The organism is Sphingomonas sp. (assembly GCF_030145815.1).
GTDB lineage: Bacteria > Pseudomonadota > Alphaproteobacteria > Sphingomonadales > Sphingomonadaceae > Sphingomonas.
Genome location: NZ_JAIXHL010000008.1, coordinates 169,351 through 181,109, shown reverse-complemented (window position 1 = coordinate 181,109; position 11,759 = coordinate 169,351). Strand labels below are relative to the sequence as shown.

Sequence of the window (11,759 nt, the reverse complement as noted above, 5' to 3'; positions counted from 1 at the left end):
ACCTGCGCATTGGTGTTGAAGACGGCGCGGATCGACTCCGCCATGCGCGCCGCTTCGGGCGCGGTCAGCGGGTCGGCGATCGTGTTCTGGAGGAAGCGATGGACCCGCTTCAGATCGGCGGTCATCAGGTTCTCGGAAAGCGCCAGGTTGGTCGTCTGACCCCGCTCGACCAGGCGGATGCACATCTCGATGAACAGGGTCCGCGCTGCGAGCGCCCAGAACGGCTCGGACGAGCCGCCATCGGCGGGGATGAGGGCGGCGGCGGCAGCGGTGAACTCGCTGTGCGTGCGGCAGTCCGAAAAGATCGACCATGCAGGGCAGCGGCGGTCCATCGGATTGAGGATCGTGTCGCGCGCCGGGTCGTAGAAGGCCTCCACATAGGCACCGGTCAGGTCGAAGATTACGGCGCTGTCCTGACGCTCGCGCATCTGCCGGACGAGGCTCCGGAGCTCGGTGGTCTTGCCCGAGCCGGTCGTACCGATCAGCATGGTGTGCGACTGCTCCATCCGGTGCGGAAAGGGGATGCCGGCGAGCGTGTAGGGATGGTGGATTCCGGCGCGCTTGCGCGCCGTGAAGGGAAGGGCGAGCACCTGCTTGGGCGACAGGCCCGGGAAGCATTTGCGCACGTCCGCCTCGAAGGCGGCCGCGTTATGCTGCGAGACCTCGGCAACGAGGACCTCGCGATCGACCAGCATAGCGCCGCGCTCGTGCCGCTCCTGAAGGATCGTCTTGCCACGGCGACGCGAGAGATCGACGAACCAGATCGACAGGGGAATGGTGAGGAACACCGAGAAAAGCAGCGCGCCGAGAAGGCCGCGCATGGCGATGCTCCAGGCCCGCTGGACCTCGGGCATCAACGGGACCACGGCCATGATCGTGCGGTGGAGTTCGCCGCTCGGAAGCCTGACGTTGACGCGCTTCGTCGGGTCGAAGCCGACCCAGTCCCAGAGCATGGCGTAGAGCTTCATGCAGACGAGTTGGAAGCCGTGCTCGTCCAGTTTGAGCGACATGATCACGAACCAGGCCGCGAGGAACACGAAGAACCAGACGACGAAGGGAAGTTTTGCGCCGGCGAACCACATCAGCAGCTCGTGGGTCAGGAGCTGGCTGCCGCGGGTGAAATTGCCCGAGTTGCGTTGGACTTTTCCGCGTGCGGAATGGTGGGTCAGCGGGATCGGCCGGCCGTCGGTGCGGATGTCGTTACGCGCCATGGTATTGCTCCAGGCGCTTGTCGGCGTTGGCGATGATCCGGTCGCGGAACTCGGGATATTGCTCGCTGATGATGACGTCGAGCGCGAGCTGCATGAACTCGCTGATGCGCGCGAGCCGGCGATGGCTTGACGTGAGGAGCGTGGCGGTGCCGAGATAGGCATCGACAGCCGCCCGGATCACCTCCGACGGATTGCAATTCTGCTCGGTAGCGAGCGCGAGGATGCGATCGTGCTGCTGGCGGTTCAGCCGAACCGTGCAGTGCCTGGTAGTGGACAAACCAGCCTCCTAGCAGAGAGGCTGGTGGGGATCGAAAGAGGCGACGGGCCTTATAGTCGATCGCCGCACTCGGCGCAAAGGGTATTGCCGTCGACTGGACCGCGTGCGACCGCGTGGGACGGCTAAGCCATTGGAACCGCTGGGATCGGACGTAAGCGCCGAACTGTCCCACGGCGTGGCACTCACCAGATTGCCCGTAAGCCACTGACATACCCCGGAAAACCTGCACCGCCAGGTGCGTAGGGTGTGCTTGTCAATCAGGGACTTTGGCATCGTTTTGTGGTCGTGAAAGGCAGTCTGTTAATCTGCGAGAAAATTGCTTTCCCGCAGGCACTTGGGCGCGCGGGACAGCGCGCCATTGAACGATCGACCCGTATCGCGAGCGCGGTAGTGTTCCAGCTTTGATCCGAATTTGGGACCAAATAGCCATCGCTTGAATACGCGCTGCATCGCGAAGCTCATCGGTCGCTCGGCAAGCGATTTTGGGGCAGCACAACCGACCCGCTGCGGTATTGGTAGGGCGATGGCGACACCCCCGACCCGGCTTCCGTGGCCTCCCGATTTCCCCGACGTTGTGGTTCACACGACGGTCGCGCGGCGCGACAGTCATCCGGGCTATGCCCTCGCCAAGGCAGGCAGCCCTGACGCCGCTTTGACGCTCGCCATCGACCTTCTCCACGGCGCTGCGACTGAGACCTTGCGGAGCGCCGTTGCGGGTCGTCCAGCGCTCCTACTTCCGGTCATTGCCGACGAGACGACGGGCTTCAACGCGATCCCCGATGCGATGGCGCAGGTACTCGGCCGTGACCTCGATCTGCCCGTGATCGCGGGTGAGATCGTCCAGATCAACAAGGTAGGACACACCCGCGCCCCGGCCTTCCAGCGGTTGGTCACCCCAGCCATGTTCGACGGCGAAGTGCAGCCAGGCGCGGCCTACGTCCTCGTCGACGATCATGTCGGGTTGGGCGGCACATTGGCGAACCTGCGCGGCTATGTTGAGGCGCGGGGCGGGTCCGTCATCGCGATCACCACGCTGACTGAGAGCCGCGACGCGAAGTGCGTTTCGCTGAGACCTGAAACGCGGCATATGCTATGGGAGCGGCATGGCGAAGAACTCGACCAGCTCTGGCAAGCTCAATTCGGGCACGGGATCGACTGCCTCACCGAGGTCGAAGCCCTCCAGCTATGTCGTCAACAATCCGTTGCCGGCATCGAGGGTTTTCTGGCTAAGGCAGCAATCGAAGCACGTAGCCGAGGTCTCACACCAGCGATTTAGCCAGTACGACTGACGTCGCTTGCTCGGTCGACAAGCGCCGCGTGTTGGCACAGCCGAGCGTGTCTTTCCGCAGGTGAGACGGAGAAAGGTCGTTCCGGGCAACGCGCTTTGCGACGCTACCCATGCCCCTCTATGAGAACAAAAAGGGGTGCGGATTGTCTGATCCAGGATTGTTCATTTCCGGGTCGCTATTCATGACTGGGGTCGGCCGCTATGGGGCGGAAAGGGGTCGGACGGCAGTCGCCGACCAGCACGCATTTGGCACAAGCCGTAGAGCAGACTTGGAGTTGTTACCGATGCGCATAGCTGTGGTTGGGATGGCGTTAATAGCGATGCTCGCGGGCGTGCCCGCAGTCGCGCAGTCCCGTTGGACCCACACCGCCAGCGGAGCGTCGCTCCCCGAGACGTTCGAGGCGCAGTCGGTCGCGGAGCGGCGCGATCTGGGGACTCCAAACGACAGTGTCGTAGACTATGAGGCTGCGACCGGAACCGAGTCGACCACCCTCTACATTTTCAAGGCTAGCGTGCCGAACGCCCGTCTCTGGTTTGACCGGGCCATGCCAGTCGTTGCGAGTCAGATACCGATGGCGATCTTCGAGGCAGGGCCGGTCGAGAAGATCGCGGCGTTCGGCAGTTCGTCGCCGACCGCTCTCCGACAGATCTTCGTCGCCCGGCAGGCTGGACCGTTCAAGTCGACCGCTCTGGTGGTCGCCCAGTCTGGACCGTGGATCGTGAAAGTGCGTGCGACCTCTGCCACCTTGGACCGTGCCGGGCTTGCCGCACGCATAGATCGGCATCTGGCAGCGATCCGGATCGCACCGCCCGCATTTGCAGCCGATCTCGAAGTCCCCAGGCATTGCGTCGTCGTCCCACGGTTCGGAACGGGCAAGCCGGTGTCCCCCGGCGTCGAGCAAGCCGCCGCCTCCGCCATCGTCATCCATGCCCGTCTGCACGGGCCGACTAAGCAGCTATGCCTTGCGGATGCAGCCAATGCTCGCTTCACCCTCCTCGGCGTCACCGACGAGCCATCATCGTGGCTGCTGCTAACGGGCGACGCGGGCAAGGCAATTGGTTCGGAAGCAATCGGAACCGGGCAGGCGGACACCCGTCAGCTGGTTTACGTCTCCACCCCGGCCGCGACGCGTGGCGCCGCGGTATTCGACGCGCCACCCTCGCTGGAGGCGGCGGGTGGGGTAGCCGCGCCGCTGCTCCGCGATCCGGCAGCGGGGCTTTTCGCCATATCGACGTCGTCGGATGCAGAAGCCGCGTCTGCCCAACGCTGAGCCGCTCGCGTTGCACGCTTTCAACAGTGCGGGTCGCAGAAGCGAACTGTCGCCTAAACACCACTTTTCCAGTTCAGGTGCCATCGATAAACGCGACCGGCGTGAAAGCTGGCTGGCAGCTTTCGATATACAAAGATGCCCTGCGGCAGTCGCCCATCGTTGGTCATGCGTTAGGTCGCTAAGCTTACCTGAAAGCCGTCGCTCGTTCATCTCCGCTACATACTTAAGTGAGTGACCGGTTAGTGACAGATCATTTAGGGTCAGGTGTCGTGAACGCTGACGCTAGCGACCCGGCCATCTTTCCATAGAAGGTCGAGAACGTAAGCGTCGCCCATACTTGGGCATAGCACATAGCTCTTCGGACGTCTCTGAGGCTCATACGCGTCGTCGCTACCGAGCATGGCCAGTATGTCCTGTTCGCTCCTTCCTACAAGGCCTACACGAAACCTAAGATCGAGTGTCATAAGACATCGATTTATGTCAGTGCCGTCGATAGCGCCCTCTTTCGCATTCTTCCAAAGCTCAGATGAGAACGGACGGGGAAAGCTAATCATGCTGTGAGTTGCTATACCAAGGAACCATATCACTAGGATCAGAAGCCCCAGTAACAGTCCACCTGCGGAGAACCATCGGATTGAAGTGCTTTTCATAGCGCGATGATACCGCGAGCACGCTTATCTGCAATGTCCGCTAGGTGAGCGATAGCGGCCTATCGCGCCTTTATCCGGAACCCCTCGGTGGAATTGGTGACGAGGCAGGCATTGGGGCGATGTATAGGAAGCGGGCCGCGCTGCCTGAGCCAATCGCTGCTATGCCATCATGCGCTCAATGGCTGCGCCGATCTGCTCGGCCGCATCAAGGACATGCTCGTCGTCCAAGTGCGCGTAGCGAGCCGTGGACTGGTGGTTCCGATGCCCCAGCAGCCGCCCGATCATCGGCAGCGTCTCCTTGTTCATCGCGGCGTGGCTTGCAAAGGTATGCCGAAGATCGTGCAGGCGAACCTTCGGCAGCCCCGCGCGATCACGAAGGTTGTGCCAGTAATGGGTGACGCCGCGGATGGGCTTTCGAAAACGCGCGTTCCAGAATAGCCAAGGCACATTCTTGAGCCGTGGCAACGTGCCGATCAGCTCCCGCGCCTCGTCGCCCAGCCATACGGTTCGCGGGCCGGTCTTGCTGTCGCGTAGGTTCAAGCGGTTGCCGCGCACGTCCTGCCATTGCAGGCTCAAAATCTCGCTCACGCGACAGCCGGTAAGCAGCAGCAGGGTGATTGCGGTCGCCATGACCGGCCTGACCTTGTCCTCTCCCGCGCGCTCCTCCGCCAGCAACCGCCCGAGCCGCCCCATTTCCGCGGTGCTCAGGAAGCGCTCGCATTGCCGCCTCTGATTGAGCCGGACCGCGCGGCAGGGGTTTGTGTTCTCCAGCCGGTAGCCCCACGCCTCCGCCTTGTTCAGCATGTTGTTCAGGATGCTCATGACGCGGTTTGCCGCCCCCGGCCCGGTGCGGTTGTTCAGCTCGGCAAACCACTTGGTCACGTCCGCCTCGTTCAACGCGTCGATGAACACGCCGGGGAACGCCCCGTCGAGGTAGAGCGCCCGGTAGCCGCACTGGGTCTCGTAGGTGGACTGCTTCCAGTGTGGCGACCACCGTGCCCAATACTCGTTCAAGAAGTCATCGAATCGCGGCGCGGAGCGGATGCGCTTGCGATCGGTTGCCGGATCGAGGCCGACCTGGGCGTGCGCGATTACGCGCCGCGCCACCATCGTCGCCTGGTGGCGCGTGATGACCGATGCCGGCCCGATCGTCACGGTCCGCAGCCGTCCTGCCATTCGGGTCTGAACGATGTAGACGTTCCGCCCCGTCGCATAATGCCGGATGCCGAACCCGTGTTCGACGCCGATCCATGTGGTCGTGCGCGGCTTGCCCTTGGGCAGCCGCAAATAAACGACGTTCGCGCCGACTTCGGCCAAGGCCTCGGCGACAACCTGACGGAGCGCAAGTGCGGTCATGCCCGCAGTCCGATCGCCTGGGCGAGCGAGCCGGAGATACGCTGGGCGGCATCCGCGATCACGTCATCCGAGAGGTGCGCGTACTTGGCCGTGGTTTCGGGCAGCAGATGAGGGTCGTGACGCTGCCGCGGGTGTCGGGATCCTTGGCGACCCGGCCGGCGATGTTGACGTTGTTCATGGCGATGCTCCTTGTTGGGTCCAGCGGCCTTTCCGCCGGTGACACCGGGAAGCGGCGTGCAGGCCCGCTCCGCACCGGAGCGCGAGCGGAGGGGAACTCCTGAAGGGAGCTGGCGCGGGCAGCCGCGATAGCGGCAACACGGGCGACCGGCAGGGGTTGCGGGGCGGGCCTGTCTCGCCGCAGGTGGCAGGAACAGGCGGAGGAAGGCCGCGGCGCGCTGGGGACGCGGCGCCCCTGCGACGACCGGCCGCCGGCCGGCGGCTCAGGCCGAGGTCGGCAGGCTCCCGCCCCGGTCGATGACGCGGAGGCGCAGATGGGGGACTGGCTGGCGCAGTCCGAGCGAGACGGCCGCCGAACGCGGACCGTGGGTCTCGACCGAATGACGGACGAGACGGCGGCGATCGGCGCTGGTCAGTGCGTCCCACCAGGCCGGGCTCAGATAGCTGTTCTCGAGATATTCGAGACCAAGGCGGACCGCGGCGGCGGCGCGGTCATCGTCCCCGAGGTTCTGGTAGGACCGCACGAAGCGCTCCGCCGGGCCCTCGGGCTTGCCGGTCCACCCGAAGACGATGACCGACTGGCCGCCATAGGATGTGATGTTGAGCGTGACCTGCTCGAACGGACCCGTGCCATGGGCAAGCCGCTGAAGCGGGCGACCGGTCAGATCATTGTCGGGCAGGAACGCGCCGCAGCAGACCAGTGGCAGGAGCCCGTCGAAGCGCGTCCAGGCGTAGGAGAAGCCGTTCACGTCCCGGGCTCGGACCCGCGTGTCATAGGCTGCCTTCCGGGCGCGCGTGCCGGCCTCGCCCGCGACAGCGCCGTGATGGAAATGGCGCGCCATGTTCTGGGCGAGTTCCTGGTCCTCGACCGGCAGGCCCTCGTCCAGCCGTGCGAAGAGCGGCGCCACCGCAAGCATGGCGCGCTTGAAGAAGGCTTCGAACGACACCGCGCGATAGGCGAAGAGCAGCGCCTCCCAGGCGCCGATCGCGCAGTCCTTCCCCTCGATCGGCTTGAAGAGATCGTTGTCGTGGGTCGAGCAGAAGCCCGGGAAGACCGAAGCGTCGCCGATGCCCACCAGCCGCGGGTCGAGGCGGCCACCATTCTTCTCGAGCCCGCCCATGGTCGCGATGAGGGAATAGACCTTCCCAGCGCGCGAGATCGCCCGCAGCCCGCCTTCCTTCTGGACAGTGTGGGCGCCGATGATCTCGGCGCCGCACGGCTCGCCGGCGTCGCCGGCATAGGAGCAGTAGCGTCGGCGCAGCTCCTTGCGGAACGCCTCGGCTACATGGTGGTGGTTGAATTGCGGCAGCCGCTCACGCCCGTCGTGACAGGCCTTGAACTTCCTGTCCGATCCGCACCAGCACGGGTCGTTGCGGCCGATCTTCGGCGGGCGGTGGACGCGGGGCGGCCGGTTCAGGGGCATGAACAGCGAGGGGTGCGGAGCGGGAGGCGGTTGGATCGGCATGTCTTGGAGGTTGAGCGGAACAGGGTTGAACGGCGTGCCGGGCAGACGGCGAGAACCGGCGCCTTGCGGGAGACATCGTCACTCGGTGCGATCGCCTTAATGGACGTCGCTCAGCCAATTTTCCACCTTGAGGGCGCGGACGCGGGAGAACTCGCCGATATTGGCGGTCACCAATGTGGCGCCGAGCGCATAGGCATGAGCCGCAATGAAGAGGTCGTTGGGCCCGATGGGTTTGCCCGCGCTCTCCAGCTCAGCTCGGATGCCGCCATATTCAGTGTCCGCCGGGACATCGAGCGCAAGCACGGACACGCTGCCGAGGATCGCCTCTATCTGGGCCAGGAGCCTGGGGGACCCCTTCTTCGCGCAGCCGTAGCGCAACTCCGCCGCGGTGATGATGCTGACGCAAATCGCATCGGAACCGACTTGCGCGATGCGGGTGGCTACGGCGCCGTGCGGGTTTCGCGCGAGTTCCGACACGATGTTGGTATCGAGCATGTAGAGCTGGGTCACAAATCGATGGCCTTGGCGGGAAGCAAGTCGCTGTCGATGTCCGGGAACTCATCCTCGGGGCCAAGGGGTTCGAGGCTCGCAAGGACCTCGACGATGTTTCGGCGGCGGATCGGCTCGATGACCAGTCGATCTCCCTCCCGGTGGATCATGACTCGATCCCCAGGCAGCTCGAAATCCGCCGGGATGCGCACTGCCTGGCTTTTGTTGTTGCGGAACAGCTTCGCTTCTCTGGTGACCGTTGCTTCATGATCGGGCGTCACGGCAGACTCCTTGCATATACACAGGCATATACATCACCGGACGGGTTTGTTCAATGATGTGTTGCCGAGGGGAAGAGAACGTCCTCGCACGCTGGCAAAAAAGGCCCGCTTCGCGGTGAGGCGAAGCAGGCCCTGTCGTGACGTCGGCGCGCAGAGCAGCTGCGCGCCAATCGGTTGGCGGCGATCAGTCCGCCATCTCGGGCGTGCGGCGCCGGCGGCCGCCCGGCGCGGGCTCGCTGCCGCCGAACGCACCTTCGGCCGAGGACTCACCCAGACCGTCGGTTCCCACGGGTGCGGCCGGCTGCTCGGTCCCCGGCAGCGGCGGCAGGCCGTCGTCGGTCGCGACCGTGTCGGTGGGCGCCTCGCGGCGGCGGGTGGGGCGCGACCAGACGATGTTGTAGGAGCCGTCCTCCTGGCGGAACGCCGAGATGTAGAGCGGCTTGTCGAGGCTCGGATCCTCGATCTTGCCGTTGAGGAAGGTCTCGCCGGTCGAGTTGGAGGCGAGCTCGAAAAGCGCGCCGACCTGGACCCACTGGCGGGCGGCCGACAGTGCGAGGATTTCGAACTTGGGCGCGCGCGGGTTGGTCGACTGGACCGTCCGAAGCGCGATCACGATCGCAACGGTGAGCGTCGAGATCTTGCCGGTGTAGGTGCCGCTGGCGTTCTGGGTGATGGTGCCGATGTTCATGGGAAGTCTCCTGAGATTGAGCGCTCGAACCCCTTGTCCGAACACTCTCTCTCACCCACTCAGCTCCTCGGCCGTTCGGCCGAGTAAGGCGCGTCAGCGCCGCTCCGACGAGCGCCTCTTCGGCGCCGTCGGGATCGTACCGTCGTCGCAGGTGCGTCGGCCCCAAGGCTCAGGCTTCGACTGCTCCAGCGTCTGCGGGTTGCTGCTTGCGCCGCCGCGGCGTCTTGGCGCCGGCCTGGGAGGGGGGCGTGTTCTCGGCCTTGGCGCGGCGGGCGCGGGGCTTCGGTTGCGGAGCGGGCGCGGCGTCACCTGATGGCGGTGCTGCCTCGGCGGGCGCTGTGGGCTCCTGCCGCTTGCGACCCAGGCCGAGACGCTTGGCTACCTCGCGCCGCTGCGCCGAGTAACCGGGCGCCACCATCGGATAGTCGGACTTGAGACCATAGCGGACGCGGTATTCGGCAGGGGTCAGGCCGTGGCTGCTGAGATGTCGCTTCAGCGACTTGTAGGGCTTGCCGTCGATCATCGAAAGAATGTGATCAGGCGAGGCGAGGCTCTTGCGCACGGAGACGGCCGGCGTGAACTCGGGCTGGGCCGCCGGTGTCTCTTCGGCGGGTGTTTCGGGTTCCTTGGCGATGCCGGCGATCGCAGCGTGGGTCTTGGCGATGAAGTCCGGCACGTCTTCGGGTCGGATATTATTGTGCGCCACGTAACTTGCGACGACTTCGATCGTCATCGCGACAAGGTTGTTCTCTTCCGGCAACCGCACCTCCCACTAAAGGATACGCCCTGGCGATCTTCGCCCGACGACTTCCCGTTATGGCGCGCAATGAATGCCGCGCAAGGTTTGGCGCCCCTCGGGGTGTCTGTGGCGGCCCCGATCCGAGAAATTCCGGTACCGGAGCCCGGTCAGGTCGAAGCCGAGACCGGCTTGCGCCAGAGCGCGATGATGTCCTGCATCTCCTCGGCGAAGCCGAGGGCGTCGATGTAGATGGCGCCGGGGCGTTGTCCGAGATAGCCGACGATGGTCGCAATGTCGTTCGCGACAGCGACATCCAGCCCGAACAGGTCGGCGATCTCGAAATGGCCGAGTTCCGGCCCGTTCCACCACGCCATCAGGAAGTTCGCGACCCGGCGCGACTGGCCGGTATCGCTCATCGCAATCGGTATCAGCCGGGTCAGCGCCGCCAGCATCGCGTCGTGATCGGTGGGTATCGAAGTCATCAGCATCTCCAGCGACGATGCTATACGTCTGTGTCGATCGCGCAATCGCGACGTTCGGATCAAAGGCGCAGGGGCTCCGGCATCGCCAGCCATTCGGGCTGGTCCTGCGCGAGCGGCACGTCATGGTTCGCGGCCTCGGCTTCGCTGAAGACCCGCGCGCGCGACAATCGGTCAAAGCCTGCATCGTCGTTCCAGAAGCTGAGCCCGTGCTGCGGATCGCGGATTGCGAGGACGAATCCGTCGGCGCCCTCGTCGCGCGCGCGGGCAATTGCACGGTCGAGCAATTGGGTCGTGTGGCCATAGCTGATGCCGTGTTCGGTGATGACGACATAGCCGCCGCCGAACTCCCCGATCCGCAGCCTGTCGCAATCCGACGCCCATTCGAACCCGAAGGGCAGCGCCGAGCGCGCGCAACGTTGGATCAGCTTGGCCGCAACATCGATTCCGAACTGCTCGCCGGAGAAGGTCACGAGCACCTGGCCGAGCTGGTCGGCCTCGCTGAACGCGACATCGAAATCGAGATAGGGATAGTGCGGATCCTCGAAGAGGTCGAGCAGTCCCGCGAACGGGTCCTCGTCGCTGCGCGGGAACAGGGCGGCGAAGTCCCGGCCAAGGCTGGCATAATGCGCCTCGCGAACGTCGTTCCGGGCCTCGGTGCCGTCGATCAGTTCCGCCGCGGCGATGACCCGGCGTAGCATGTCGGCCTCGGCGACGGTGACGGTCAGGTCGAAGGCCGCCTTGGTGTAGCTATTGGACATGGTGCGCTCCGTCAGTCGAGGGGAGCGCGGGAGCGGCGGCGCCGGCATCCGCAACGACGAGCGCCGGCACGACGAATTCGGCTGTATCGAAATGAGCGAAGATCGCATCGAGCGAGCCAACCGCCGTGATGGCGCTGCGGCTGATGACAACCTCGTCATCCTCGGTGACAGCGTAGGACACCGCCTTGCCGTCGCCGGTGGCGACGACGCGCTCGGGTCCCCACTGCCCGGAATAGCCCCCGCACCAGCGTACGAAGGGGACGCGATGCATAATGCACCAGTCCTCGATCTCCTCGAAGCGACCGCCTGCGACTTCGTGCGCAAACAGGCGAAGTGGCTCGCCGTCGATGCGATGTTCCGGCTCGAACGGATCGCCGTCCCACTCGACGGCAAGGCGCTCGGCAGCAATGAGCTCGGCAAGTTCTGCGAAGGCGGAAGCGTCAAGCGCGCCGCCGATCATGATGGAGGCGGATACCCGGTCGGCCATGATGGTCTCCTCTGGTTGGGCGCGGCGCAGCGCGCACGTTCGGCCACCGCGCGGTGATCGCGGCGACCGGTGATGATCGGGCCATGGAAAGGATCGTGGCGGCAGCGGCTCGGCCGCGCCGGCACATGTCTGATTGCAG

13 protein-coding genes are annotated in these 11,759 nt (G+C 65.0%); 2 read left to right on the top strand and 11 right to left on the bottom strand.

All coding sequences use genetic code 11. The annotated features are described in order from the left end of the window. On the bottom strand, positions 1 to 1,211 hold a 1,211-nt coding region (locus KYX69_RS09415), incomplete at its 3' end, for a type IV secretion system DNA-binding domain-containing protein (RefSeq protein ID WP_300496447.1). Then, complete coding sequence (locus KYX69_RS09410; protein WP_030541282.1) at positions 1,201 to 1,488, bottom strand: hypothetical protein; 288 nt, start codon at positions 1,486 to 1,488, stop codon at positions 1,201 to 1,203. The genes KYX69_RS09415 and KYX69_RS09410, both read right to left, overlap by 11 nt. Before the next feature lie 523 nt (positions 1,489 to 2,011). Here KYX69_RS09410 and KYX69_RS09405 point away from each other — a divergent pair. Both KYX69_RS09405 and KYX69_RS09400 read left to right on the top strand, forming a co-directional pair. Beyond that, positions 2,012 to 2,764, top strand: a complete 753-nt coding sequence (locus tag KYX69_RS09405) for a hypothetical protein (protein ID WP_300496437.1) — start codon at positions 2,012 to 2,014, stop codon at positions 2,762 to 2,764. 317 nt (positions 2,765 to 3,081) lie between these two features. After that, positions 3,082 to 4,047, top strand: a complete 966-nt coding sequence (locus KYX69_RS09400; RefSeq protein WP_300496434.1) for a hypothetical protein — start codon at positions 3,082 to 3,084, stop codon at positions 4,045 to 4,047. Positions 4,048 to 4,856: 809 nt separating this feature from the next. Here KYX69_RS09400 and KYX69_RS09395 read toward each other — a convergent pair. The 9 genes from KYX69_RS09395 to KYX69_RS09355 all read right to left on the bottom strand — a co-directional run bounded on the left by KYX69_RS09395 (position 4,857) and on the right by KYX69_RS09355 (position 11,620). Beyond that, positions 4,857 to 6,053, bottom strand: a complete 1,197-nt coding sequence (locus KYX69_RS09395; RefSeq protein ID WP_300496431.1) for a site-specific integrase — start codon at positions 6,051 to 6,053, stop codon at positions 4,857 to 4,859. A gap of 440 nt (positions 6,054 to 6,493) precedes the next feature. Beyond that, complete coding sequence (locus tag KYX69_RS09390) at positions 6,494 to 7,654, bottom strand: YecA family protein (RefSeq protein ID WP_300496429.1); 1,161 nt, start codon at positions 7,652 to 7,654, stop codon at positions 6,494 to 6,496. A 138-nt stretch (positions 7,655 to 7,792) separates the two neighbouring features. After that, positions 7,793 to 8,191 carry a type II toxin-antitoxin system VapC family toxin gene (locus KYX69_RS09385; RefSeq protein WP_300496463.1) on the bottom strand — a complete coding sequence of 133 codons (399 nt, stop codon included), beginning with the start codon at positions 8,189 to 8,191 and terminating at the stop codon, positions 7,793 to 7,795. 11 nt (positions 8,192 to 8,202) lie between these two features. Beyond that, positions 8,203 to 8,466, bottom strand: coding sequence for an AbrB/MazE/SpoVT family DNA-binding domain-containing protein (locus KYX69_RS09380; protein WP_300496427.1), 264 nt, complete (start codon positions 8,464 to 8,466; stop codon positions 8,203 to 8,205). Positions 8,467 to 8,650: 184 nt separating this feature from the next. Next, positions 8,651 to 9,154 (bottom strand): DUF736 domain-containing protein, encoded by a 504-nt coding sequence (locus KYX69_RS09375; protein WP_030541254.1) that lies wholly within the window; start codon positions 9,152 to 9,154, stop codon positions 8,651 to 8,653. Between the two features lie 169 nt (positions 9,155 to 9,323). Beyond that, positions 9,324 to 9,914: a MucR family transcriptional regulator gene (locus tag KYX69_RS09370; protein ID WP_300496422.1), complete on the bottom strand. Its 591-nt coding sequence runs from the start codon at positions 9,912 to 9,914 to the stop codon at positions 9,324 to 9,326. A 146-nt stretch (positions 9,915 to 10,060) separates the two neighbouring features. After that, complete coding sequence (locus tag KYX69_RS09365; RefSeq protein WP_300496420.1) at positions 10,061 to 10,375, bottom strand: hypothetical protein; 315 nt, start codon at positions 10,373 to 10,375, stop codon at positions 10,061 to 10,063. 59 nt (positions 10,376 to 10,434) lie between these two features. Beyond that, on the bottom strand, positions 10,435 to 11,133 hold the full coding sequence (locus tag KYX69_RS09360; protein ID WP_300496418.1) for a hypothetical protein: 699 nt from the start codon (positions 11,131 to 11,133) through the stop codon (positions 10,435 to 10,437). Beyond that, positions 11,123 to 11,620: a hypothetical protein gene (locus KYX69_RS09355; protein WP_300496415.1), complete on the bottom strand. Its 498-nt coding sequence runs from the start codon at positions 11,618 to 11,620 to the stop codon at positions 11,123 to 11,125. The genes KYX69_RS09360 and KYX69_RS09355 overlap by 11 nt, the downstream gene beginning before the upstream one ends. Positions 11,621 to 11,759: the final 139 nt, after the last annotated feature.